Source organism: Flagellimonas meridianipacifica, assembly GCF_003001695.1.
Lineage (GTDB): Bacteria > Bacteroidota > Bacteroidia > Flavobacteriales > Flavobacteriaceae > Flagellimonas > Flagellimonas meridianipacifica.
In genome coordinates this window covers 1994066-2019388 of sequence record NZ_PVYX01000002.1, presented here as the reverse complement: position 1 = coordinate 2019388, position 25323 = coordinate 1994066, and the positions used below count along the sequence as shown (strand labels likewise).

Below are 25323 nucleotides of genomic sequence, written 5' to 3'. Positions count from 1 at the left end.
TTTTCAACTGAGCCAAATTGCTATTTTTGCCCATGCAAAACAACGTACTCATCCTTGATTTTGGTTCCCAGTATACTCAGTTGATTGCCAGACGCGTTAGGGAGCTCAACATTTATTCAGAAATAAAACCATACAACAAAGTTCCGGAGGATTTATCCCAGTTCAAGGCGGTTATTCTTTCAGGTTCACCCCATTCGGTACGTTCCGAAGAACCCCCACATCCTGATTTGTCAAACATTAAAGGCGAAAAACCCTTATTGGGTATTTGCTATGGAGCACAGTACTTAGCGCATTTTAATGGAGGTAATGTAGCTCCTTCGGCTACAAGGGAGTACGGTAGGGCCAATTTGACCACTATACAAGGGAATGACGCTTTTTTGGAGAATATTTCGGAAGGAAGTCAGGTTTGGATGAGTCATAGTGATACCATCAAACAATTGCCGGAAAATGCTGTTCTCTTGGCCAGTACGGATGATGTGGAAAACGCAGTATATCGGTTTAAGGGCGAGAATACATATGGTATCCAATTTCACCCGGAAGTATACCATACCAAAGAAGGAACAAGGCTTCTAGAAAACTTCTTGGTGAACATTGCAGGATTGGAACAAGATTGGACCCCAGATGCCTTTGTGGAAACCACAGTTCGGGAACTTCAGGGGGAAATAGGTGATGATAAGGTCATTTTAGGCCTTTCAGGAGGAGTGGATTCCAGCGTGGCAGCTATTTTGCTGAACAAGGCCATTGGTAATAGGTTACATTGCATCTTTGTCAATAATGGGCTCCTTCGCAAAAACGAGTTTGAAACCGTTTTGGAGCAATACAAAGGTATGGGTCTGAATGTCAAGGGTGTAGATGCTTCGGCACGTTTTTTGGAAGCTTTAGCGGGAGAGTCCGAACCTGAAAAGAAAAGAAAGATTATCGGACGGGTATTCATTGATGTTTTTGATGATGAGGCCCATCAAGTCGAGAACGCAAAGTGGTTGGCACAAGGAACCATTTATCCCGATAGGATTGAATCGGTTTCTGCAAGTGGTGGACCATCGGCTACCATAAAAAGTCATCACAATGTGGGAGGGCTTCCTGATTATATGAAATTGAAGATCGTGGAACCGTTGAAATTGCTTTTTAAGGATGAAGTTAGACGTGTGGGCGCAAGTATGGGCATGCCCACGGGTATTTTAGGGAGACATCCTTTCCCAGGTCCAGGATTGGGCATTCGTATTTTAGGTGACATAACCGCAGAAAAAGTGTCTATATTACAAGAAGTGGACGCCATTTTTATTGAAGGATTGAAGAAATGGGGACTCTATGATAAGGTTTGGCAGGCCGGAGCCATGCTTTTGCCCGTAAATAGTGTAGGGGTCATGGGAGATGAACGGACCTATGAAAAATGTGTAGCTTTACGTGCAGTGGAAAGTACGGATGGAATGACAGCAGATTGGGTAAATCTTCCTTATGAATTCCTACAAAAGGTGTCCAATGATATAATAAACAAGGTTAAAGGCGTTAATAGAGTAGTATATGATATTAGTTCAAAGCCGCCGGCGACAATAGAATGGGAATGAAAAAATATGTTATCCTCTTTTTGGCCTTCTTTGCTATGGCCATTACAAAAGCTACTGCACAGAAATTTGCAACCCATACCGTAAAGGAGGGAGAGACCTTGCAAAGTATATCCAGACAATACAGGGTCACACCTTTTACCATCATACAATCCAATAAGGAAATCAAAACGGCGGAGGATATTAAACCCAACACGATTTTGATAATTCCTTTGGACGGTAAATTGGTTCAACAAGAGGAAAAAAAAGAAGAGGTTGAAGAACAAGAAGTAAAGCCTTTGGGTTTTTCAAGGCATCGGGTTAGAAAGAGAGAGACTTTATATGGTCTTACCGAACGCTATAAAATCACCGAAGAACAACTAAAACGTTACAACAGGCGGCTATATTCGGAACCCCTTAAAAAAGGAATGGTATTGCAGATACCAAAATATCCTATACCGGACCCCAACGAAGAAAAAGAATTGGATTTTGAAGTGTACACTGTTCAACCCAAAGAAACTCGATGGAGCATTGCACATAAATATGGAATTTCTGTAGATAGTTTGGTGGTTTTGAACCCTGAACTTGGGTCAAGTAGTGATTATCTCGCCATCGGGCAAGAACTAAAACTTCCCAGACCTAAAGGGGATAGCCTAGATAATCAAGAAGTAAACCTGTATACCTCGTACACCGTACCCTCTAAGCAAACTTTGTATAGTTTAGGAAGGGAGTACGGGATTCCGTCCGATTCCATTTTGAAACTGAATCCAGAAGTTGTGAAACAAGGCGGATTAAAGGAAGGGATGGTATTGAGACTTCCAAAGAAGAAAGACGTTTCAGGGGAAGTAAACACAGAAAACTTCATTTTTTACGAGGTTAAGCCCAAACAGAATATTTTTCGACTCACACAAAACCTGAATATTTCCAGAGATGAGCTGTTCAGTCTAAATCCTGCTCTGGAAAATGGTCTCAAAGCTGGCATGGTGCTTAAACTCCCTAAAGACAAATCTGATGGATTGGAAGTAAAAAATGCCTTGATTTTGGATAAGGTGAATTTGCAGGATAGCATCAATGTTCAAAATCGACTGAACGTGGTGTTTATGCTTCCTTTTCGTTTGGACCGCATCAATCTTAATGATAGAAAGAAAACAGAAAGCCAAATAAAAACGCGAAGGGATTTGGCCCTGAGTCTTGGTTTTTATTCTGGAGCCATGGTGGCGTTGGATTCCATAAAGCAGTTAGGGGTTTCTGTGAATGTAAAGACATTTGATACCCAATTGAATCAAAATAAGGTAAAGGAGATTCTTTTTCGGGAGAATTTATATGGTACAAGTGCGGTAATTGGTCCTATAGCTTCAAGCGCTTTGGATGAGGTAGCCGTGCAGACCGCCTCTCAAAATATCCCTATAATTTCTCCAACGGCTTCCAACAGTGCCTTAGGTCATAAGAATGTGTTTTATTCGGTTCCCAAAGAAGAAGTTCTTAGAGGTAAAATGTTGGAATATCTAAAGAAAATACGCAAAGACCAAAATGTAATCATTGTGGCAGATTCTACCCATACCGCTGCACATGACACCATTTTGTCCATTTTCCCTGCCGCACAAATTGCAAAAGTAATTGACAATAAATCGTTGCATTTAGATGAGTTTTTGATTCAACTTTCTGAAGAAAAGGAAAATTGGGTGTTTTTGGAAACTGACCAGGCCAATATGGTGTCCAGTGTCAGCTCTATACTGAATTCCGCTAATACGGAGGAAATGAAGGTACGAATGTTCACTACCAGCTTTAACAATGCCTTTGAGAATGATGCGGTCTCCAAGACCCATCTTTCCAATTTAAAATTTTCATATCCTTCATTTTATAAAGAAGGAGATAATGATGCTTTTACTAAAGCATATCGCAGGCGTTTTAGAGGCGTGAAGCCGGATAGATATGCCACAAGAGGTTTTGATTTAACTTTTGATGTGCTTTTAAAACTGGCCCATAAAAATAATCTTTTCGAAACCTCTAAAATTGTGGGTACTACAGAGTATTCGGGCAATAGTTTTGATTATTATAAGGATTGGTCTTCTGGGTATCACAACCATGCGGGCTATATTATGGAATATGATAGTTTACGAATAAAACAAGTAGAATTGGATGACCTCAAAAGTGACTTATAACGGAAGCCTAAGAACGACCAGTCTCCACCTCCGTTCCGGCAATGAATTTATCACTGACGCCCCCGTGGACAACAACGGTAAAGGAGAAGCATTCTCCCCGACGGATACGGTTGCTACAGGCCTGGCTAGTTGTATGATAACCATGATGGGCATTAAAGCCAGGGATTTGGAAGTGGATTTGGAGGGTTCAACCGCAGAGATTACTAAACATATGGCCGCCAACCCAAGGAGAATTTCCAAAATTGAAGTAAAATTGGAACTTCCGGAAGCAGTCTCAGAAAAGCATAGAAAAATCTTGACCCATACAGCTAATACCTGTCCTGTTCATTACAGTTTACACCCAGACATCGAGAAGGTAATCGAATTCCATTGGGTAAAATAGTTTTCATACTATGCTTTTTTATCCTTGATTTTTCAGGGTTTGCTCAAGAGATTGAAGAAAGTATCCCATGGAGTGAAGATTTAAAATTGACTTGGACCGATTTCAAAGGAAAAATTCCACCTGCGGCTGACCCGGCCGCGACAACTGCAAGTGGAATCAGTTATAAATATTCCGCCAATCTTATTCATCACGAAGTACATTTGGACTTTGAGGTAAGCGCCTTTTTCTACCCAAACGAGTCTTGGTACAAACCTGAAGTATGTGATGACCTGGTCTTAAGTCATGAGCAATTGCATTTTGACATCACTGAGCTTTTTGCACGTAAAATGCGAGATAAACTGACCCGAACTTCATTTTCGGATAATGTGAAGGCCGAAATACGGAAGATTTATAAGGACATACTCGAGGAGCTAAAGGAATATCAAGAATTGTATGATTGGGAGACCAATTTTTCCCGAAACAAGGAAAAACAACTGGAGTGGAACAAAAAAATCGCTGAGGCTTTAAAGAAGTAATTCTCAAACAGCTGTAACGTTTTCTAAAAAATGAACTCTTCATTATATGAAGATTCGAAAAAGCGGTGTCTATTACGGAATCAAGAAAACTGAATTGAAAAATTTTGGTTTTTCGATTTCTGAGTACGACTACCACCTGCCCGAAACTGATTGGCATTATCATGAGAACCCATATTTCATGTTTGTGCTGGGAGGTAATCTAAAGGATTTAAACAAAAAAGGAACTAGACTTTGTCCCCAAGGAAGTTTTCTATTTCTCAACTGGCAAGAAATCCATAAAAACACCAAAGAGTCTTCCCACGCAAAGGGCTTCCATATTGAATTGGATAAAAGGTGGTTCAAAGAAAAACAGTTGGAGCGCGGACTATGGGAGGGAAGCAAATTGATTACCAATCCAAACTTACATCATACCCTAGCAAAAATTTACTACGAATTCATGATAGATGATGTGTTTTCCTCCGTTTCCATGGAAACTTTAGTACTTCAGCTATGCGATGGTTTATGGAAAGATTACCATCGTTCGCACAAAATGGAACCAGCTTGGCTAAATACACTTGAAGATTTAATCTACAATGACGAGGATATCCTTTCTTTGGAAAATCTGTCAGCAAAGCTTGGAATACATCCTGTACATCTTTCCCGAAGCTTTCCAAAATATCATGACATAACACTGGGTGAGTATATAAGAAGGCACAAAGTGAAGAAATCCATTCCCTTATTAATGAACTCTAAGTTTTCACTTACCCAGATAGCGTATTCCTCCGGTTTTTCAGACCAAAGCCACTACACGCGAACCTTTAAGAAGTATTTCAATGCTACTCCTATAGCTTTCAGACAAGCATTCAAATGAATGAATTTATAGTTCCTGTTTTGGATTAAACATCACACCTTAGAAAAGCATCTTTTAAAGCTGCAATTTTATCTTCCCAAGTCACAATGAACTCTTGGGCTACATAACCGTTAAAACCAGTATCCAAAATCGCTTTCATGATGGCAGGATAGTACAGTTCTTGGGTTTCGTCAATTTCATTTCTTCCGGGAACTCCTGCTGTATGATAATGTCCAAAATACATGTGGTACTCCTGAATGGTTCTGATGATATCCCCTTCTTGGACTTGCATGTGGTAAATATCGTAGAGTAACTTAAAGTTATCGCTACCCAACCTTTTACAGAGTTCAACACCCCATAAGCTACTGTCACACATATAATCCGGATGGTTGATTTGATTGAAAAGCTCCATTTGAATGACCACACCATGTTTTTCTGCAAGCGGGAGTATTTGTGAAAGACCGTCCACGCAGTTTTGCAACCCCACATAATCATTTATACCTCTGCGGTTTCCACTGAAACAAATAAGGTTGGTGTAACCGGCCTCAGCAACTTTTGGGATGATTGCCGTATAATTCTTTACTAGAGTTTCATGATATTTCGGGTCGTTCCAGCCTTCAGTAAGACTAATTTCTGCACCATTGCACATAGAACAGTGAATGTTGTATTGTTTCAATAGCGGCCAGTCTTTGGGACCTATCAAATCTATTGCGCCAATACCAAGTTCATTCAACACTTTTAGAAAATCTTCCAAAGGCAGATGATTAAAACACCATTGACACACACTATGGTTAATGTTGTTCTTTAGTTTGAATTCTTTTTGATTTTTTACTTTCTGTCCTAATACAGAAGTTGAAATCAGACTAGCTGTTCCTGCTGCAGTTGCTGAAATGAAATTACGTCTTTTCATGAAACCAAAATTGTTCCAAGAAAGATAGTACTTTAGGCCTGTAAATGGAAATGCAACCTAAAAGAGAGGAACTTATTAAATTGGCTCACTACAAGATGCCTTTTGGAAAATTTAAGGACCAGTACTTAGTGGATCTTCCGTTGCCATATCTGGTGTGGTTCAAACAAAAAGGATTCCCACCAGGAAAATTGGGGCAATACTTGGAAACCATGTTGACCATAAAGGACAATGGTTTGGAGTCAATTATACGGAAACTTCAAAAAGAATATCCTGAAGATTAAACCTTAGTTTCTGGCCAGTTCTATAACAAGAACGCCAGTAGCATCCAAGTCGAAATCATCGGTTGGCACCGTTTCCTCAAAGTCAATTTGTAAAATCAAAGTAGTTGCAGTCAGTTCTGTAATGGTAAATGTACCGTTTGCCTCTGAGCTATCGCTGATTATCAATTCATCATTGTTCATTTCCCAATTGCCGTCCGTAAGGGGACTATCAAAGGTAGCTTCCTCAGTAAAGTCGAGACTTAGAAAAGAAAACTCAATGACATTGGTATATTGACCCATCCCTTGGATGACATTGGGATTTTCTTGAAACGAGATACCAACATCTTCATCTTGGGATGTTGAGGTAAAGGGAAAGCTTAATGTAGACCCATTAAAAACGGTGGAAGCCTGTCCATCGTTAACTGTGGCACTAACCAATCTCCAATCTCCAACCAACGTAGCTTCAGAAGAATCATCATTTGAAGAGTCATTATTGGAATCATCGTCGCCGTTGGAATCATCTTGGCCCATGTTACCATCGTCGGAGGAGTCATCATTGTTTCCCTCGTTGTCATCCGAATTATTGGAATCATCATCTGAACTGTCCTCATTACTTCCATCATCGGTATTATCAGAATCATCATCCGAGTCGTTATCCACCGAGTTTTCCTCGTTTACAATTTCATCGTCTCCGCTAATTAATGAATCAATGGCTCCATCATCGTTACTACAGGCAATAAACAATAAACTGGTTAAAATGACAAGGAGGGGTCGGGCAATAAAGTTTTTCTTCATAACTAGTTCTCAGTTTTTCAGATTTTCCAAAATGGACTTATGGGGCAATATAGAATATTAACTATTCTACCAGTTTATATCTAGGTTTCTAAAAGGTTAAGCTATTTGGATATAAAGCCTTCTTTTAGTTGAAGTCGGGTATAATTATTTTCCTTACAACCATGCTCCATTTATTCTTCAATTCGTACCTTTACATCCCGTAATAGAAATCCCATTCATGTCGCAGACAAAATACATTTTCGTTACGGGGGGAGTAACTTCTTCTTTAGGAAAAGGAATCATAGCCGCATCTTTGGCCAAATTGCTTCAGGCCAGAGGATATAGGACCACAATACAGAAATTAGACCCTTACATTAATGTTGACCCAGGTACGCTCAATCCGTATGAACATGGAGAATGCTACGTCACAGATGATGGTGCGGAAACGGACCTGGATTTAGGACATTACGAACGTTTTCTGAATGTACGTACATCACAAGCGAATAATGTGACGACTGGGAGAATTTACCAAAGTGTTATAGAGAAAGAACGTAGGGGAGAGTTTTTAGGAAAAACCGTCCAAGTTGTTCCTCACATTACCAATGAAATAAAAGAACGTATCCAAATTTTGGGTAAAAGTGGTGACTACGACATAGTAATTACTGAGATTGGTGGCACAGTGGGTGATATTGAATCTTTACCTTACATAGAAGCCGTTCGTCAATTGCTTTGGGAATTGGGAGAAAACAATGGAATTGTTGTACACTTGACGTTAGTTCCTTTCCTTTCCGCGGCAGGAGAGCTTAAAACCAAACCCACACAACACTCGGTCAAAACGTTAATGGAGAGTGGAATAAAAGCGGATATATTGGTTTGCCGAACCGAGCACGAAATATCGGAAGACATTAAAAGAAAACTGGCGTTGTTTTGTAACGTAAAGAAGGAGGCGGTCATCCAATCCATCGATGCATCCACTATTTATGATGTTCCTTTATTGATGCAAGAAGAAGGATTGGATACGGTAGCATTGGAAAAACTGGCCCTTCCAGATGATAATACCCCAGGACTGGACCTTTGGAAACAATTTTTGAATCGACACAAGAATCCTAAGAGCAAGGTAACCATAGGTTTAATTGGAAAGTATGTTGAGCTTCAGGATTCCTACAAGTCCATTTTAGAATCCTTCATCCATGCCGGTGCTGCAAATGAGGTAATGGTTGATGTGCGCTCTATCCATTCAGAACATATTTCCAAAGAAGATTTGGACAAAAAGATGATGGGCTTGGACGGTATTTTGGTTGCTCCCGGCTTTGGGGAAAGAGGTATCGAAGGCAAGATTTTGGCAGTAAGGTACGCGCGGGAAAATGATATTCCTTTTTTGGGCATTTGTTTGGGCATGCAGATGGCTGTCATTGAGTTCACTAGAAATGTACTTGGACTTGACAATGCAAATTCTACCGAAATGGATGACAATACCCCTTATCCGGTTATTAATTTAATGGAAGAACAGAAGTCGATAACCGATATGGGCGGAACCATGCGGCTTGGTGCTTGGGATTGTCAACTACAGCATGGAACCTTGGTCCATGAGGTGTATGGTGAGACAGCGATTTCCGAGAGACATAGGCACCGTTTCGAGTTTAATAACGACTACAAGTCCCAGATGGAAGAAGCTGGATTGATAGCATCTGGTTTCAATCCCAAAACAGGTCTGGTTGAGGTAATTGAGATTCCTTCGCACCCATGGTTCATTGGAGTTCAGTATCATCCAGAATACAAAAGTACAGTTGCAGACCCGCATCCTTTATTTGTCGGATTTGTGAAGGCAGTTTTGATGCAAAAGCAACAAACTAATGCCAGTTTGGCATAAACTGCGGTTTTGGACATATATTTGCCACCGATATTGCCAAGTTAAAGACATTACTAAATAACTTTCATGGAGGAAAAGAAGTTGGATATCAATTCCATTATTGGATTTGTGTTGATTTTTGGGATTCTGGTTTTTATGTTTTACCAAAATCAACCTACACCAGAGGAATTGGAAGCCCAAAAAGCGGAGCAGGAAAAAATTGAGGCCGAGGCCCAAAAAGTTGAGGAAGTAACTACCACAGAACCTCAAGAACCAAAGAAAATAGTGGATACGGCAGATTCCACTGCGGTAGCTTCATATAAAAATCAAGTAGGTGCATTTGGATTTACATCCGTTTCTGAAGGGACTACCACTCTTGAAAATGAGCTGTTATACTTGGAAGTAGCTAATCAGGGAGGTCAGATTGTAGAGGCGAAAATGAAGAATTTCGTTACCTATGATTCCATCCCTGTGTTTTTAGTCAAGGAAGGTAATGCAAACTTTGCCCTGAATTTTGTGACTAATGATAATAGGACCCTAAGCACAACCGATTTGTTTTTTGAGCCTAATCTTTCCAAAAATGGAGATACGCAAGTACTTTCAATGAAAGCCAAGGTATCTGAAAGTCAATTTTTGGAGTATAGATATGAAATGAAACCAAATGACTATTTGGTGGATTTCACCGTTCGCTCCCAAGGTTTGAATGGCATCATAAGCGGTAGTCGTCCCATTACTTTAGAATGGGATGTAAAAGGTATTCGACATAATAAAAGTGTCCAGTACGAGAATAGATATACTCGTCTAACCTATAACCATGACGGGGGAAAGGTCAGTAAACTATCCGAAAGCAGTGATTTGGATGAAGAAACCGAGGTGGATGTGAAATGGTTATCCTACAGACAGCACTTTTTCAGTTCAATTTTAGCCACGGATGACCACTTTAAGACAGTGGACCTAAGTTCAAAGAACTTAGTGGAAGAGGAAAGCAAGGAAACCCTTTTCACCAAAGATTACAGTACAAAGACCACTTTGGAACTAAAAGGAGGGGAGTTGTCCCAAAGCATGTATTGGTATTACGGCCCTACTGATGTGAAAATTTTGGATGACTATAAAGAGTTGGGCCTAGTGGATTCCATTCCCTTTGGTTGGGGAATCTTTGGATGGATAAATCGATATGTATTTACCCCATTCTACGGTTTCTTAAGTTCCTTTTTGCCCTATGGAATTGCCATTATCATAATGACCATAGTGGTACGATTGGCATTATCCCCGGTTACATATAAATCGTATTTGTCCCAGGCCAAAATGAAGGTCCTAAAGCCAGAAATCACCGAAATCAATGAAAAGCATAAGGACAATGCCATGAAGAAGCAGCAAGAAACCATGAAGCTGTACAATAAAGCTGGGGTCAGTCCTATGAGTGGATGTATCCCTGCGTTGCTTCAGCTGCCCATTTTCTATGCACTTTTCATGTTTTTCCCAACTTCTTTTGAGTTGAGACAAAAATCATTTTTATGGGCAGAGGATTTATCTTCCTACGATACCATTTTTAATCTTCCTTTCTCCATCCCATTTTATGGGGATCATGTGAGCTTGTTTCCCATTTTGGCATCTATTGCCATCTTCTTTTATATGACACTTACTACAGGGCAGACCATGCAAATGCAACAGCAACCTGGAATGCCAAACATGAAGTTCATTATGTATTTATCTCCATTGATGATGCTGTTCTTCTTTAATAACTATGCCAGTGGTTTGAGTTTGTACTACTTTGTTTCCAACTTGATTACCATATTTATCATGCTGGCGATTAAGAACTACATTTTGGATGAGGACAAAATCCATGCACAGATTCAAGAGAATAAAAAGAAACCAAAAAAGGAAAATAAGTTCCAGCGCAAAATGCGTGAAATGATGGAACAAGCTGAAGCCCAAAAGAAAACGGGAGGTCGCAGGTAAAATATACAAAGCGGGCAATTTCTACGTTTTTATGATTGAAGGATTAAACCTTTGATGTGAATCAGAGTCAAATCAAAAATCATAAACACAGTGCCATGAAATATATTAATCTCATTCTTTTTTGCTTTTTGGTATCTTTTTTTGGACCAATGGAATCTGTTGAGGCTCAGGTTACGGTCAATAGGACCGTGGTAAGAACCTCTAGGGTAAACAGACCTGCAAAAAGACGAATTCGAAGACAAAACCGAAGAATTTATCGAAGAACGCTAAGACGTTTGCCGGCCAATACCCGCGCCATTCGCTACCGAAGGGTAAGCTATTATCCAGTTGGAGGTATGTTTTATGTTAGGCAGAGGGGAGTTTACTTCAGAACTTTCCCCCCAAGAGGGTTCCGTTTAAGAGCTTTGCCCACAACTGCGGTGGTAATCAATGTAGGTGGTGTGAACTATAATTATGCCGATGGAGTTTTTTATCAACAAGTAGAGGATTCATATGAGATTACTGCTCCACCCGTTGGTGCAGTTTTGGAAGAATTACCTGAGGATGCCGAAGAAATCAATTTTGATGGGATTACAGCCTATGAACTTAACGAAGCCGTTTATCAAGCGGTGGAAGAAGGTTATGAGATAATTGATGTTCTCGAAGAAGAAATAAAAGATTAGAAAACAAGTAGCAATAAAAAATGCCCTCTGTTTAGGAGGGCATTTGCATTGATAGGTATAGTTTGGAAAGATTTGGGACTTCAAAGATGCGGCACAATCCCCGGTTAAAAAATTAATAGTTGTAAAAGGGAGGGTTTTGTATGGTAAAAATGACCCTTTTGATGTCTCATCGACGAACGGTTTTTTTGTCCGGATAAAAGGACTCCCTTTATCGAAACAAAGGGAGTCTCTTTAATAATAAAATACTTACAAAAAGGCACTATGTGCCTTAATTTTTAATGCAGCGCATCTAAAACTTCCTGCGGTAAAAGTACTTTGTTGATAACATGGACTATTCCATTGCTCGCCACATTATCGGCTCCAATGACTTTAGCATCCACATGCGTCTTGTCGCGGATGAAGAGTTGGTCCCTTCCATTTCTATGTTTGAAAATGGCAATCAAATCTTCACCCTGCACTGTATGGAATCTTTGATGATTTCTAATATCTTCAGAGGCCACTGCCGCTCCAGAAACTACATGATAGGTCAGTATTTTTGCCAGCAGTTCTTTTTCTGCAGGGGTATCAAAATCTGCTAAACTATTAAAGTTGTCACCCAGTGCATGCAATAAGTCGGCAAAAGCCTGATTGGTTGGCGCAAATACTGTGAATGGACCGTCACCACTTAATACTCCAACTAAACCTGCATCTGCTTGTATTAGGGCATCAACCAATAAGCTTAAATCGTCTACGGATTGAGCCAATTCTGCAATGTTTGGGGTAGGAGGGGTCAACGCATCCAATGCTTCTTGTGGTAACAACACTTTGTTGATTACATGCACCACACCGTTGCTTGCCTCAACATCTGGAAGCACAACAGTTGCGTTATCGTCTGTGGCATCTTCAATATGTATTGTGTGGTTCTTTATATTTATACCAACACTTTCTCCTTGGAAAGTCGGGATGTGTTGTCCATTGGACAAATCGGAGGAAAATGCAGCAGTTCCAGCGACCACATGGTATTTCAGTATGGTAACCAATAGGTCTAATTCAGCTTCGGTATCAAAGTCTGACAGGCCATTAAAATCATCCCCTAAAGCATCCAATAAATCAATAAACGCTTGATTGGTTGGGGCGAATACTGTGAAAGGACCATCTCCACTAAGTGTTTCCACCAATCCAGCATTTGCAGCTACCAATGCATCCACTAAAATGCTCAAATCGTCGGTTTCAATGGCAATCTCCACAATGTTTTTCAATTGAAGGGATGCTACAAAATCCAAAGCTACCTGTGGTAAAAGTACTTTGTCAATAACATGAACAACTCCATTGCTGGCTTCTACATCGGGTAAAACCACGGTAGCATTATCATCAGAAGCATCAACGATATGTACCGTATTATTTGTTAAGCTGATACCAAGTTTATCTCCAAATAAAGTTGGGACTTGTTGACCATCCATAAGGTCTGCGGCGAACGCGGCAGTATCCGGTACTACATGATAGGTAAGAATAGCGATAAGTAAATCAATTTCTTCCTGCGTATCAAAATCGGATAAGCTATGGTAGTCATCTCCTAAAATCTCCAATAAGTCAATAAAGGCTTGATTGGTAGGAGCGAAAACTGTGAACGGGCCCTCACCAATCAAGGCTTCAACCAGGCCTGCATTGGTCGCCTGTAAAGCATCAACCAAAAGACTCAAATCATCGGTTTCAATGGCAATTTCAACGATTGTTTTCAATTGAAGAGTAGCTACAAAATCCAAAGCGGCTTGTGGTAGAAGTACCTTATCAATAGTGTGTGCCACTCCGTTTGATGCTAAAATGTCCGTATCCGTAATATTCGCATCAACATCCGAAGCATCTCCGATTACGAAAGTATCACCCGAGGCAATTACGGAAATTGAATTTCCTGCAAAAGCGGTACCCACATCACCAGCTGCCAAATCTGCTTCCAGCACTTGGGCAGGGATCACATGATATAATAAAATATTGCGTAGTAAATCGATTTCCTCTTCTGTGTCAAAATCATCCAATGAGGAATAATCATCACCTAAAATATCCAATAATGCTACAAAGGCATCATCTGTAGGTGCAAATACCGTAAAAGGACCGTCACCATTCAAAGTATCCACCAATCCGGCTTTGATAACGGCCGCTTCTAAAAGGGATAGTGCTTCTGTTGCAACTACAATGTCCACTAAAGTTTCAGAATTGGGAGGAGTTAAGGCGTCAATTATGGCCTGAGGCAAAAGTACTTTGTCTATAACGTGCACAACTCCATTTGAAGCAGTTACATCAGGAACAATGACCTCTGCATCCGTATCCGTGGCATCTCCAATAAATACACTGTCATCGTTTTTGGTTATGGTCACATTTTCTCCTTGTACCGTTCCGATGGTTTGGCCATCAGTCAAATCCGTTGAAGCCGCGGCAATCCCTGAAACAACATGATACTGTAAAATAGTTGCCAAGAGGGCTCTCTCTTCTTCGGTATCAAAATCATCCAGAGAATCAAATCCATCCAAGCTTTCAAGTAAGGCCGCAAATGCATCATTCGTAGGTGCGAAAACAGTAAATGGCCCATCTCCACTAAGTGTTCCAATCAAATCTGAATCATCATTGAGGTCGGCAGTGGTCAAAGCGGCGACCAATGAATCAAGGGAATCATTTCCTTGGGCCGTTTCAACAATGTTTTTTTGGTCTTCCACGACCATTTCTGCAAGGGCTTGTTCATCATCATCGGAACATGCCATGAATGTGAACAGCGCGAGCAAAGTCATAAGGAGTTTGCTCCTTAGGTGTAGCATTCTTTTCATTTCATATGTGTTTTAAGGTTTAAATCCGTGTGGGATGAAAAAAGGGATATGGTGTTCTAGCCATATCCCTTTTTTACTTATTTAGTTTGTAGTGTCTGGAATCAAAACGGTATCCAATACATGGATAACACCATTGATAGCCTGAACGTCTACGGTAGTAATACCAATTCCGGTATTTCCAGAACCGTCAGTTACATCAGCAATGTTTTCATCTGTACCAGGTCGGGTAATTATAATTTCATCACCCTCCAAAGTTGTTGCTGGAGTATTTCCATCTTCAAGAAGGATACTAGAGCGAATGTTGTTGTTGATAACTACATGATGTTGTAATATTGGAATTAGATCCGCCTCTACGGGAATATCGTCCAATTTGTCAAATGCAGCATTTGTAGGTGCAAATACGGTAAATGGATCATCACCAGTTCCGTTCTGAGATGAAAGAATGGAGACAAAATCAGTGGAAGGTGTGAGATCAGTTAGAGCAGACACCAAAGTACTAAAGTTGGGGTCAGCCACCGCAAAGGTAACTACCGTTGGTAAGTCAATCACTGCGTCCACGGCATGAATAACTCCATTTGAGGCTACGATATCTGCTTCAGCAACGTTGCTTGATCCATTGAGTGTAACACCATCATCTGTGTTGATATATAGACTAAGATTATCGGTCATTTGAAACTCAGCAGCTGTGTTGACGTAAGAGTTGGTCAAACCAGAAGAGAAGGCTGCGGCTCCAACTACTACGTGATTAGAAAGTACAGCATTAATATCATTGGAATTTGGGTTTGTAAATGCCGTAAAAGCATCATTTACAGGAGCAAACACAGTGAATACTTCATCGTCTTGAGAAAGCAAGTCAGTAAAAGTTGTATTTCCACCATCAGTTAAAGCTCCAACCAGTGAGGTTAGGTTAGGGTTAGCCACAGCGTGATCTACAATGTTTGGGATATCGATAACCGTATTAACAACATGTACAATACCGTTTAATGCCTGAACATTAGGTGTAACCACTTCAGAGACACCGTTGAATTCGACTCCATCAGCAGTATTGAAGAAGATGCTAATGTTTTCATCTCCAGCTCCCGTAGCCAAAGTATTTGCATAACCTGAGCCTAAACCTTCCAGATCAGTTGATGATAATTCACCATTAATTACGTGATTTAATAAAACATTCGTCAAGACTTCAACATCTAAATCACCAAGTTGCGCACCATTCAAAAAGGTAGTAAAAGCTTCATCTGTAGGGGCCAATACGGTGAAAGGTCCATCCCCTCTTAATACGGTAGGTAAGTCACCGTTTGCTGCTTGCAAAGCAGCCACCAAACTTTGAAGATTTTCATTGGCAATGGCCAAATCTGTAATCGGTACTAAAATGATGTCAGCCAATTCATCCAAAATGGTTTGAGGAAGAAGCACCTTATCTATTACATGAACTACACCGTTTGTCGCTCTCACATTGGGTGTGACAACTTCGGCGTCTACCTCTGTTGCATCCTGAATAAATATATCAGTACCCTGTACTGACACAGTCAATGAAGCACCTTGAAGGGTAGTCAACATTTGCCCGTCACTTAAATCAGTGGATTCAGCGGCCGTATTAGCAATCACATGATATTGAAGTATTACGGCCAAAAGATTTTGTAATTCTTGCGTATTGAAATCATCCAAGGAATCAAAACCGTCTAATTGTGCTAATAGGTCTGCAAAAGCATCATTGGTCGGTGCAAAGACCGTGAAAGGTCCTTCACCAATTAAGGCACTAACTAGGTCATTGTCGGCACTTTCATCAGCTTGTAGCAAAGCACTTACCAGGCTGTCCAAATTCGTGTTGTCCTGTGCTGTTTCTACAATATTGAGTGTGGGTTCAGTATTATTTGAACCTCCATCATCGTCGTCCGAACATGAGACGAGGATAAAAGAAAAAATTACTAAAGTGATTTGAGATAATCGAATTAGTGCTTTCATAGAATATGTTTTTAGATTTTTGTTTAATGTTTTTAAGATAAATTTCAACTAAAATCGTTGCTTCTGTTTATACTTTTTTATAAAAAGTTTAACAAAAGAATTAAACAAAACTAGAAAAGCACAAAAAACCCGGTTGGACATTATACCCAACCGGATTCACAATAAAGGAAAAACTTAGATTCTAGGACGAAAGCTGATTCAGGGCTTCTTGAGGTAACAATACTTTGTCGATGATATGTATTACACCGCTAAATACTTCAATATCAGGTGATGTTACTCGGGCAGGGTCTGCAGTTTTGTCTAAGATAAAGACCCCGTTGTTAATCATAATATTTAGTCTTTCTCCTTGTATGGACTCTAGCTCTTGATTGTTAAACAAATCATTTGCGAAAGCAGTGGTTTCCGGAACAAGGTGGTATAAGAGTATGGTCCCAAGGAGTTCAAGTTCTTCTGTGGTATCAAAATCCGCTAAGGAATCTATTCCATCCAATTCATCGAACAATTCCAAAAATGCCTGGTTGGTCGGTAAGAAGAATGTAAACTCTTGACTTTGTAGAACCTCCTCAAACCTATCTCGGACCAACATGAAAGCATATATGAACTCATCACATTCCCCTAAGTTTTCAATAAGTTCTAAAAGGTTTTGTTCTGTTTCTGAAAGAACGGTTTGGATTACCGATTCTGGAATCAGAATTCTGTCTATGGTATGAATCACACCATTTGCAGCAGGAATATCGGTTAATAATAAATCCACAGGTAGATGGAGGCCATCTATCAATGCGAACTCTCCATTGTTGTTTACAATCTCAAAACCATCATTTGGTAAAAGTGTGGTTACCGTACCGGGGGTCAAATCACCAGAAGTAACAATACCAGGCACAACATGATAACTTAATACTTGTCTCAACAAGTCTATTTCAAAATCCAAATTGAATTCATTCAAATCACCAAAGGAACCACCGATAAGTGCAAAAAGAAGGGTGATTGTTTCATTTGTTGGAGCGAAGACTGTAAAGGGACCATCCTCTCCCAAGGTTTCCAACAATCCTGTAATTTCAAGGGCTTCTCTTAAAAAATCCAATTCATCTGTACTTTCCACAATTTCCCGAATGGTGGGCAAACCGGAATCAGGATCATCTGGATTAAGCATATCAAGAAAATCCTGAATTTCCTGTGGAATGAGAATCTTATCGATAACATGGACTACTCCGTTACTCGCTTCTTGGTCTGGGGAAAGTATATTTGCGTCAATATCAGAAGCATCACTAATAACAAAAGTGTTTCCATCGGAAATAATCTCCAAAGTTTCATCTTGTAGAAGCGTATTTATCATGCCCGGAGCCAAATCGGATGAGGTAACATTACCGGGAACTGCATGATACAACAATATCTGCTCTAGAATCTGTAACTCCAAGAAATTGTCGAAATCGTCAAAGCTTGTGAACGAGTCGCCCAAGAGCTCAAATAGTTCTTCAATTGCGGCGTTGGTTGGGGCGAATACAGTAAACGGCCCTTCTGCGTTGAGTGCATCTACCAAGTTTGCTTTTATAACTGCTTCTTCCAACAATGAAAGCTCTTCTGTCTCAACCACCAACTCGACGATACTCGGTTTTGGAAAAAGGGCATCTAATACTTCCTGTGGCAACAAAACTTTATTTATAATATGGACCACTCCATTTGACGCATCATTATCCGCACTTACTACTTCCGCGAGTTCTTCTGTTTTATCTTCTATAAACACACCTCCATCAACATTTACAGTAATCTCCTCTGTTTGAAGTGTAGTTAGTACCGTTCCATCGGAAAGATTGTTGGAAAATGCTTCGGTTCCGGAAATTACATGATATTGAAGAATTGAGGCCAGAAGTTGTTGCTCAGCGTCTTCATCAAAGTCATCGAACCCATCAAAATCATCCAATTGATTCAAGAGGTCATTGAAGGCATCATTTGTTGGAGCAAATACCGTAAAGGGGCCATCCCCAGCAAGTGCGTCGGCAATAGTAGGATCAGCCGCCTCAATGGCATCCAAAAGTGTGCTTAATACATCAACGGATTCGGCCAATTCAACAATATTGGGAAGGGAAGGGGTAACATCATCATCAGTGTTACCTATTGCGTCATCTGTACCCGGATTGGCGTCATCATCATTATTGCTACATGCAAATACAAACAGGGATAAAACAAATACTAACAGGAATTTTCTTAGGTGTGGGATGGTCTTCATTTTCAATATTTTGGTTTTGTGTTCTGAGTTTTGAAAGTAGGATTAATTAAATCCTTCTACTTAAATGCATTCTTAATTCTTGGTTACCTCAACTTTAAATCTTGGAAAAGCTCTGGGAGATTTGAAAAGGCTTTCAATGCTACTGGAAAACAATCTTCATTTTATCACAAAACAATAACACTTTTAATCCAAAATCATGTTAAGATGAGGGAAGTTCGGCGACAAACGGAAACGATAGATTTTCTTAGGCTATTTTGTAATTTTGCAACGTCAATATGAAGAACATGAAGAAGGTTGTTGTTGGTTTGTCCGGAGGAGTGGACTCTAGTGTCTCTGCCTACTTGTTAAAAGAGCAGGGCTACGAGGTAATTGGTCTGTTCATGAAGAACTGGCACGACGATTCCGTGACCATTTCCGATGAATGTCCTTGGTTGGAGGATAGTAACGATGCGCTGATTGTGGCGGAAAAGTTGGGAATTCCATTCCAGACTGTGGATTTGAGTGCAGTCTATAAGGAACGCATTGTGGATTATATGTTCAATGAATATGAAAAAGGCCGTACCCCAAATCCGGATGTCCTTTGCAATCGGGAAATAAAGTTTGATGTATTCTTGAAAATAGCCCTACAGCTTGGAGCGGATTATGTGGCTACAGGGCACTATTGCCGAAAAGGAACGATAGCGGATAATGATGGCAATGAGACCTATCAACTTTTAGCAGGAGTAGATAAAAACAAGGATCAATCCTATTTTCTTTGCCAATTGTCTCAAGAGCAATTGTCCAAAACACTTTTTCCTATAGGAGAGTTGACCAAAACGGAAGTAAGGGAAATTGCAGCAGAAAATAGTTTGATCACTGCAGATAAAAAGGATTCTCAAGGTCTCTGCTTTATAGGAAAGGTGAGATTGCCAGAGTTTTTGCAGCAAAAACTTCAGCCCAAAAAAGGGGTTATTGTGGAGGTTCCTTCAACGGCACATCATTTTGAAGACCATACACCGACCTTTAATTCCAAGCGTGAAGAATTGGCATATCTTTCTGAAAAGAAAACTTATGCCGAAACTGACGGAAAAGTTGTGGGCGAGCACCAAGGTGCACATTACTTTACCATTGGCCAGAGAAAAGGTTTGGATGTTGGAGGTACCAAAGAGCCTCTTTTTGTAATAGAGACCGATGTGGAAAAAAATATCATCTACACAGGTCAGGGAAAAATGCATCCTGGTCTTTACCGACAAACCCTTTTTGTAAAGGAAGAAGAATTGCACTGGGTGAGGACTGATTTGGCACTAAAGCCTGATGAGACCATGAAGGTTAAGGCAAGAATTCGATATCGCCAACCTTTGCAAACTGCCACCTTGTATAAAATTGAATCTGGACTTTACGTTGATTTTGATGAAAAGCAATCTGCCATTACCGAAGGTCAATTTGTTGCCTGGTATTTGGATGACGAATTGATAGGTTCGGGGGTAATATCTTAAGGATTATGAGTCAAAATAAGATTACTGAGTTATTCAACGTCCAATATCCCATTGTACAGGCAGGAATGATTTGGGCCAGCGGATGGCGATTGGCGTCTGCCATGTCCAACTCCGGTGGATTGGGGATCTTAGGAGCCGGGAGTATGTATCCTCAAGTACTGGATGAGCACATCAAGAAATGTCAAAAAGCAACCGATAAACCTTTTGGTGTCAATGTTCCCATGCTTTATCCGGATTTGGACCAACTCATGCAGGTAATTGTTGAAAATGGGGTCAAGATTGTATTCACTTCCGCAGGGAATCCAAAAACCTGGACTTCATTTTTGAAGGAGAAGGGCATCACGGTTGTACATGTGGTGAGTAGCGTAAAATTTGCGCTTAAAGCGCAGGAAGCTGGTGTTGATGCCATTGTTGCGGAAGGGTTTGAAGCAGGCGGACATAATGGGCGGGACGAAACCACCACAATGGTCTTGATTCCCTCTGTAAAGGAACAGATAGATATTCCTTTAATTGCTGCAGGGGGAATTGCAACCGGGCGGGCCATGTTGGCAGCTATGATACTGGGAGCAGATGGGGTTCAAATTGGGAGCCGATTTGTGGCAAGTACCGAAGCGTCATCCCATGATACCTTTAAAAAAGCGGTGGTGGAAGCCAAGGAAGGGGATACCCAACTCACTTTGAAGGAATTGGCCCCGGTACGAATGTTGAAAAACAGGTTTTACCAGCAAGTTCAAGAAGCGTATGGGAATAACGCTTCCGTAGAAGACCTGAAGACACTTTTGGGACGTGCACGTGCCAAACGGGGTATGTTTGAAGGTGATATGGAAAACGGTGAATTGGAAATTGGACAAGTTTCCGGCCTTATCCATGATATCAAGCCTGCTTCGGAAATTATCTCCGAAATATTGGCTGAATTTGAGGCGGCCAAAAAGGGAATACCGTCCCTATAGGTTTTCAATATACTTTTTGATACTTTTAGCGCGTATGAAAAGACTCATCCCCACCGTGGTCGTTTTGTGCCTTGCAATTACTATGCATGGGCAAATAGAACGTGACAAAGCACTTCACTTTGTTGGAGGTGGTCTTTTTGGCCTGGTTGGAGCGGGTGTAGCAAAAAAAGCTTCTGATGGAAATCGAGTTTGGACTTTTGTTGGCGCTGTGGCCGGAAGTACGTTGATAGGTTTGGCCAAAGAATCGGTCGATGCCAGCCAAGAGGACAATGGATGGGACAATGATGATTTACTTGCCACCATTTTGGGAGGTGTTGCCGTGGGTGTAACCATTGAGCTTTTTTCAAAGAAAGATAAAGATGGTAGGCTTCGATACTCTGGGCGTTCTGTTGCTATTCAACCTCAATTGGAGCCTTTTGACGTTGTCTTTCTAAATAAAGAGAACACGGAAGAATCATTGCCCAATTTGACTCCTTTTGGTTTTTCCTCTAATATTTTGAATGATTATTCTGGGTTGACTAAATCAATCCCCTAGCTTTTATCTCCAGATATTTGTTGATTGTGCTTATCGTGAGGTCTTCTGGCTTGGTCAGTATGGTCTGAATGCCGTGTTTGCGAAGTTCGTTTACAATCAACTTTTTTTCATAGACAAACTTCTCGGCAATAGTTTGTTCGAATACTTGTTGGATGTTTTCTGCTTTTTTATCCGTGAACTCATGCAGTTCTGTATTTTCAAAGAAAATTACCACCAACAAATGCTGCTTGGCTATCGCCTGCAAATACCCCATTTGGCGGTGTAACGCATCCAATGTTTCAAAATTGGTATAAAGCAGTAGTAGACTTCGCTGATTTAGGTTGCGTTTAATGTCCACATACAATCTACTAAAGTCGCTCTCAACAAAATTGGTCCGCAAATTATAGAGGGTCTCTAAAATTAGGTTCATCTGAGAGTTTCTCCGTTCTGCGACTACTCGATTTTCAATGGTATTACTAAAAGAAAACATGCCCGCCTTGTCCTGTTTTTTTAGAGCGATATTGCTTATGACCAAAGTTGCATTTATGGCATAGTCCAACAAACTCAAACCTTCAAAAGGCATTTTCATCACCCTACCTTTGTCGATTACTGAATAAATGGGTTGTGATTTTTCATCTTGGTATTGGTTGACCATCAATTGGCTTTTCTTTGCCGTGGCCTTCCAATTGATATTCCGGATATCATCCCCCTGCACATATTCCTTTATTTGTTCAAACTCCATAGTATGACCTATACGTCTTATTTTCTTCAATCCATATTCGTGCAATCGATTGGTAAAGGCGATAAGGTCATATTTCCTTAACTGAAGGAAAGAAGGATATACAGGTACTTCGGCAGCTGTGTCATATCGATATCTTCTAGCCAAGAAACCTATGGGTGTTGATGCAAAAACATTTAGACTACCAAATTCGTATACTCCGCGCTCAGTTGGCCTTAGTTGGTATTCAAAAGATGTGGTATTGCCAGATTTCAAGGTGCTTTTTATGCCAAAATCCCTTTTTTGAAACTGAAACGGCAGTTCATCAATGATTCTGCAGGTAACTTGAAAAAGATACCTATTGGTGATTGAAATCTGAATAGGATTCATATCGCCGTTGGATAATTTATCGGGCAAAATCCTTTGGGCCAGTAATTTGCCTTTGGATAAAAAAAGTAGGATGTAATCTACTATCAACAGTAAACAGATAGCGAAAAACAAAATTCGGAATACGGCATAAAGGCTTGGATAGATGTACGAAACCAAAAAACCTACAATGAGTGAAACCAACACTACAAAAAAGCGCTGTTGTACACAAATATGTCCGAAAATCTTTTTCAAAAGTTTGCTTTATCTAGGAATTTCTATGCTTTCCACAATTTGCTGTACTACTTGGCTAGCTGTCAAACCTTCCATCTCGCGTTCTGGAGTCAGAATAATTCGGTGCGACAATATGGGAGGTGCCACTTTTTTGATATCATCCGGGGTAATAAAGTCACGACCATTTATGGCTGCCAAAGCTTTTGACGCATCCATAAGGGCAATGGAAGCCCGTGGTGAGGCACCCAAATATAAGTTTGCGTTGTTTCGGGTATTGTTTACTATGGAAGCGATGTAGGTAATCAGGTTTTTCTCTACCGTAATTTCTTTAATGATTTTCTGGTATTCTTCAATTTCCACTGCTGATAATACCGGGTTTACCAATTCTTCTTCCACCACATGTTTATTGTTGTGTTTACTTTCCAAGATTTGTACTTCTTCCTCCAACGAAGGATAGTTTACATCAATTTTGAAAAGAAAACGGTCCAATTGAGCCTCAGGCAAACGATATGTACCTTCCTGCTCTACCGGATTTTGGGTTGCAAACACCAAGAATGGTGGTTCCATGGTGTATTCGGTGCCATCCATTGTGATTTGTCGTTCGGCCATGGCTTCAAAAAGGGCAGCTTGTGTCTTGGCAGGTGCTCTATTGATCTCATCAATTAAGATAATATTGGAGAACAAAGGCCCTTTTTTGAACTCAAACTCAGAAGTTTTGACATTAAAAACAGAAGTTCCTAAGATATCACTTGGCATTAGGTCCGGTGTAAACTGAATCCGGCTAAAATCCACGTTCATGGTTCGGGCCAAGAGTTTGGCTGTGACCGTTTTGGCCACACCCGGAACTCCTTCAATCAAAGAATGTCCATTGGCCAAAATGGAAATAATGAGCAACTCTATCATACGTTCTTGACCAATAATGACCTTGCCCAATTCAGTTTGTATTTGAGAAACAGCCGATTGCAGTTGGCTTAGATCAATTCTTGAATTGAACTCCAAACCTTCGTTTTGTGCCTCGTTTTCTTCCATGTGTTACTTTTTAAAATCTGTAATTGTCTTATTAAGTAGAATACTATCTTGTTCGGTATGCGCCTTTTTGTTTTTCAATGAAACAATAAGTTCCAATAGCTTTTTAGTTTCTTCCTTTCCTTTACCTGATTTAGCGGCCAATGTCTGTACTGTCCGGTCCGATATATTCGCAAGCTCTAGATGATATCGGTTTCGGAGATAGGCCAAGAAATAGGTGATTTTCTTATGAATCAAATCGGTATAATCCTTGTTTTGGTAGTATAAGGCCCCAACCGTGCGCGCAAACTCCACAGAGGAATTTTCCAAAGGTTTAATTACTGGAATAATACGTTGCTGGCGCTTTGCCCTAAAGAGTACAAAAAGAATAAGGCTCCCCATAGTGAGATAATAGGCCCATTTAAGACTGTTTTGTGTAAGCACGAACCGCAATGGTGAGGTCACCACCACTCTTCCCGATTTTTTATAATTGTCCCAATAAATAGTGTCCTCTTCGAAATAGGAAAAGGTATTAGCCACATACTCCTGATTGTCCCCAAGTACGTAATAGTTGGTGTATGCTTGAGGAGTGGTGTTTAGTAGAAAAGTTCCCTTCCCAAATTGGGTCTGGATGAAGTTCGGAGCGTCAATATATACATCGGGTAAATTTTCCAACACATTGCGCTCTGTATACTTTATGTGACCCAAAACCTTTGAATTAAGGGTATCTATACTGTAGAAACGTGCATATAACATACCTCTTGAATAGGTATACTTTTGATTCTTGAATTTATTATTCGTAAAGTTCAATTCGGCTTCTTCCTCTTGTAGATTGTAGCTGGACAAAACATTAATATTCAATGTGTCAGAAAGGATACCTCCAAAATCGGCCGAGGCTATAAAAACGGTGTTTCCTTGATGTACGTAATCTAAAAGTTTGTAGGTTTCTTGCTCATCAAAGTAGATGAAGTTGTTTATGAAAATAAACCCTGATTTTTGGATGCTGTCCGTTTTGCTAAGGGCATCATAAGTATTGTCATAAACTGTTTCAATATCAGCAGTATTGAAGAGTTCGGAGAGTTCATTGTAGAGCACATAACAACCATAGGGTATTTTATCTGCATTCGTGTAGGAGGGTCTCCAGTTAATCGGTCGGGGACGGACTATTTCCGTAATGATGATTCCAAGAATCACCAAGCAGAAAACACCGAGTACTATTTTTGACCGTTTATCCAAA

The 25323-nt window shown here is 40.3% G+C and carries 20 protein-coding genes; 12 read left to right on the top strand and 8 right to left on the bottom strand.

Annotated elements, in window-relative coordinates; translation table 11 throughout:
- Positions 1–32: 32 nt before the first annotated feature.
- From guaA to CLV81_RS19250, 5 genes are read left to right on the top strand one after another with little or no spacing between them, the layout of a single operon-like run.
- Positions 33–1565 carry a glutamine-hydrolyzing GMP synthase gene (gene guaA / locus CLV81_RS19270; protein WP_106147410.1) on the top strand — a complete coding sequence of 511 codons (1533 nt, stop codon included), beginning with the start codon at positions 33–35 and terminating at the stop codon, positions 1563–1565.
- The gene (locus tag CLV81_RS19265; RefSeq protein ID WP_106147741.1) at positions 1562–3703 is read left to right on the top strand and encodes a LysM peptidoglycan-binding domain-containing protein; all 2142 of its coding nucleotides are present in this window, start codon (positions 1562–1564) and stop codon (positions 3701–3703) included. Before guaA ends, CLV81_RS19265 begins: the two co-directional genes overlap by 4 nt.
- Positions 3681–4085 carry an OsmC family protein gene (locus CLV81_RS19260; RefSeq protein ID WP_106147408.1) on the top strand — a complete coding sequence of 135 codons (405 nt, stop codon included), beginning with the start codon at positions 3681–3683 and terminating at the stop codon, positions 4083–4085. Before CLV81_RS19265 ends, CLV81_RS19260 begins: the two co-directional genes overlap by 23 nt.
- A complete protein-coding gene (locus CLV81_RS19255) occupies positions 4073–4600 on the top strand; it encodes a DUF922 domain-containing protein (RefSeq protein ID WP_106147406.1) in 528 nt (175 codons plus the stop codon). The genes CLV81_RS19260 and CLV81_RS19255 overlap by 13 nt, the downstream gene beginning before the upstream one ends.
- 46 nt (positions 4601–4646) lie before the next feature.
- On the top strand, positions 4647–5450 hold the full coding sequence (locus CLV81_RS19250; protein ID WP_106147404.1) for a helix-turn-helix domain-containing protein: 804 nt from the start codon (positions 4647–4649) through the stop codon (positions 5448–5450).
- A gap of 25 nt (positions 5451–5475) precedes the next feature.
- On the opposite strand, the gene CLV81_RS19245 is transcribed toward CLV81_RS19250, so the two are convergent.
- Entirely contained in the window at positions 5476–6339 is an 864-nt protein-coding gene (locus CLV81_RS19245) for a hydroxypyruvate isomerase family protein (protein WP_106147402.1), read from the bottom strand.
- A gap of 44 nt (positions 6340–6383) precedes the next feature.
- Between CLV81_RS19245 and CLV81_RS19240 the strand changes: the two genes are divergently transcribed.
- Positions 6384–6620: a DUF3820 family protein gene (locus CLV81_RS19240; protein ID WP_106147400.1), complete on the top strand. Its 237-nt coding sequence runs from the start codon at positions 6384–6386 to the stop codon at positions 6618–6620.
- Positions 6621–6623: 3 nt separating this feature from the next.
- On the opposite strand, the gene CLV81_RS19235 is transcribed toward CLV81_RS19240, so the two are convergent.
- Positions 6624–7394: a lipocalin family protein gene (locus tag CLV81_RS19235; RefSeq protein WP_106147398.1), complete on the bottom strand. Its 771-nt coding sequence runs from the start codon at positions 7392–7394 to the stop codon at positions 6624–6626.
- 217 nt (positions 7395–7611) lie between these two features.
- Here CLV81_RS19235 and CLV81_RS19230 point away from each other — a divergent pair, with 217 nt between their 5' ends.
- The 3 genes from CLV81_RS19230 to CLV81_RS19220 all read left to right on the top strand — a co-directional run bounded on the left by CLV81_RS19230 (position 7612) and on the right by CLV81_RS19220 (position 11843).
- Complete coding sequence (locus CLV81_RS19230; RefSeq protein WP_106147396.1) at positions 7612–9243, top strand: CTP synthase; 1632 nt, start codon at positions 7612–7614, stop codon at positions 9241–9243.
- A gap of 66 nt (positions 9244–9309) precedes the next feature.
- Positions 9310–11181, top strand: coding sequence for a membrane protein insertase YidC (gene yidC, locus CLV81_RS19225; protein ID WP_106147394.1), 1872 nt, complete (start codon positions 9310–9312; stop codon positions 11179–11181).
- Between the two features lie 95 nt (positions 11182–11276).
- Entirely contained in the window at positions 11277–11843 is a 567-nt protein-coding gene (locus CLV81_RS19220) for a DUF6515 family protein (protein ID WP_146129949.1), read from the top strand.
- A 275-nt stretch (positions 11844–12118) separates the two neighbouring features.
- On the opposite strand, the gene CLV81_RS19215 is transcribed toward CLV81_RS19220, so the two are convergent.
- The 3 genes from CLV81_RS19215 to CLV81_RS19205 all read right to left on the bottom strand — a co-directional run bounded on the left by CLV81_RS19215 (position 12119) and on the right by CLV81_RS19205 (position 18824).
- Entirely contained in the window at positions 12119–14638 is a 2520-nt protein-coding gene (locus CLV81_RS19215; RefSeq protein ID WP_158259160.1) for a fasciclin domain-containing protein, read from the bottom strand.
- An 81-nt stretch (positions 14639–14719) separates the two neighbouring features.
- Complete coding sequence (locus CLV81_RS19210) at positions 14720–16600, bottom strand: fasciclin domain-containing protein (protein WP_106147739.1); 1881 nt, start codon at positions 16598–16600, stop codon at positions 14720–14722.
- Positions 16601–16781: 181 nt separating this feature from the next.
- Entirely contained in the window at positions 16782–18824 is a 2043-nt protein-coding gene (locus tag CLV81_RS19205; protein ID WP_106147390.1) for a fasciclin domain-containing protein, read from the bottom strand.
- Between the two features lie 275 nt (positions 18825–19099).
- Here CLV81_RS19205 and mnmA point away from each other — a divergent pair, with 275 nt between their 5' ends.
- The 3 genes from mnmA to CLV81_RS20735 are packed head-to-tail and all read left to right on the top strand — an operon-like array spanning position 19100 to position 21784.
- Positions 19100–20299 carry a tRNA 2-thiouridine(34) synthase MnmA gene (mnmA, locus tag CLV81_RS19195; RefSeq protein WP_281258019.1) on the top strand — a complete coding sequence of 400 codons (1200 nt, stop codon included), beginning with the start codon at positions 19100–19102 and terminating at the stop codon, positions 20297–20299.
- A gap of 5 nt (positions 20300–20304) precedes the next feature.
- Entirely contained in the window at positions 20305–21249 is a 945-nt protein-coding gene (locus tag CLV81_RS19190) for an NAD(P)H-dependent flavin oxidoreductase (protein WP_106147386.1), read from the top strand.
- Positions 21250–21283: 34 nt separating this feature from the next.
- On the top strand, positions 21284–21784 hold the full coding sequence (locus tag CLV81_RS20735; protein WP_211298025.1) for a hypothetical protein: 501 nt from the start codon (positions 21284–21286) through the stop codon (positions 21782–21784).
- Here the strand turns inward: CLV81_RS20735 and CLV81_RS19180 are convergent.
- Genes CLV81_RS19180 through CLV81_RS19170 form a run of 3 tightly spaced genes read right to left on the bottom strand, consistent with a single transcriptional unit; the run spans position 21768 to position 25322 of the window.
- Positions 21768–23102, bottom strand: a complete 1335-nt coding sequence (locus tag CLV81_RS19180; protein ID WP_106147384.1) for a DUF58 domain-containing protein — start codon at positions 23100–23102, stop codon at positions 21768–21770. The genes CLV81_RS20735 and CLV81_RS19180 overlap by 17 nt on opposite strands.
- A 9-nt stretch (positions 23103–23111) precedes the next feature.
- A complete protein-coding gene (locus CLV81_RS19175; protein ID WP_106147382.1) occupies positions 23112–24110 on the bottom strand; it encodes an AAA family ATPase in 999 nt (332 codons plus the stop codon).
- 3 nt (positions 24111–24113) lie between these two features.
- Positions 24114–25322 (bottom strand): DUF4350 domain-containing protein, encoded by a 1209-nt coding sequence (locus CLV81_RS19170; protein WP_106147380.1) that lies wholly within the window; start codon positions 25320–25322, stop codon positions 24114–24116.
- Position 25323: the final 1 nt, after the last annotated feature.

Excerpts from the sequence above, each read along its gene's own strand:
- guaA (WP_106147410.1), top strand. The coding sequence starts at position 33 with ATGCAAAACAACGTACTCATCCTTGATTTTGGTTCCCAGTATACTCAG.
- CLV81_RS19265 (WP_106147741.1), top strand. The coding sequence starts at position 1,562 with ATGAAAAAATATGTTATCCTCTTTTTGGCCTTCTTTGCTATGGCCATT.
- CLV81_RS19260 (WP_106147408.1), top strand. The coding sequence starts at position 3,681 with ATGACCTCAAAAGTGACTTATAACGGAAGCCTAAGAACGACCAGTCTC.
- CLV81_RS19250 (WP_106147404.1), top strand. The coding sequence starts at position 4,647 with ATGAAGATTCGAAAAAGCGGTGTCTATTACGGAATCAAGAAAACTGAA.
- CLV81_RS19245 (WP_106147402.1), bottom strand. The coding sequence starts at position 6,339 with ATGAAAAGACGTAATTTCATTTCAGCAACTGCAGCAGGAACAGCTAGT.
- CLV81_RS19240 (WP_106147400.1), top strand. The coding sequence starts at position 6,384 with ATGGAAATGCAACCTAAAAGAGAGGAACTTATTAAATTGGCTCACTAC.
- CLV81_RS19235 (WP_106147398.1), bottom strand. The coding sequence starts at position 7,394 with ATGAAGAAAAACTTTATTGCCCGACCCCTCCTTGTCATTTTAACCAGT.
- CLV81_RS19230 (WP_106147396.1), top strand. The coding sequence starts at position 7,612 with ATGTCGCAGACAAAATACATTTTCGTTACGGGGGGAGTAACTTCTTCT.
- yidC (WP_106147394.1), top strand. The coding sequence starts at position 9,310 with ATGGAGGAAAAGAAGTTGGATATCAATTCCATTATTGGATTTGTGTTG.
- CLV81_RS19220 (WP_146129949.1), top strand. The coding sequence starts at position 11,277 with ATGAAATATATTAATCTCATTCTTTTTTGCTTTTTGGTATCTTTTTTT.
- CLV81_RS19215 (WP_158259160.1), bottom strand. The coding sequence starts at position 14,638 with ATGAAAAGAATGCTACACCTAAGGAGCAAACTCCTTATGACTTTGCTC.
- CLV81_RS19210 (WP_106147739.1), bottom strand. The coding sequence starts at position 16,600 with ATGAAAGCACTAATTCGATTATCTCAAATCACTTTAGTAATTTTTTCT.
- CLV81_RS19205 (WP_106147390.1), bottom strand. The coding sequence starts at position 18,824 with ATGAAGACCATCCCACACCTAAGAAAATTCCTGTTAGTATTTGTTTTA.
- mnmA (WP_281258019.1), top strand. The coding sequence starts at position 19,100 with ATGAAGAACATGAAGAAGGTTGTTGTTGGTTTGTCCGGAGGAGTGGAC.
- CLV81_RS19190 (WP_106147386.1), top strand. The coding sequence starts at position 20,305 with ATGAGTCAAAATAAGATTACTGAGTTATTCAACGTCCAATATCCCATT.
- CLV81_RS20735 (WP_211298025.1), top strand. The coding sequence starts at position 21,284 with ATGAAAAGACTCATCCCCACCGTGGTCGTTTTGTGCCTTGCAATTACT.
- CLV81_RS19175 (WP_106147382.1), bottom strand. The coding sequence starts at position 24,110 with ATGGAAGAAAACGAGGCACAAAACGAAGGTTTGGAGTTCAATTCAAGA.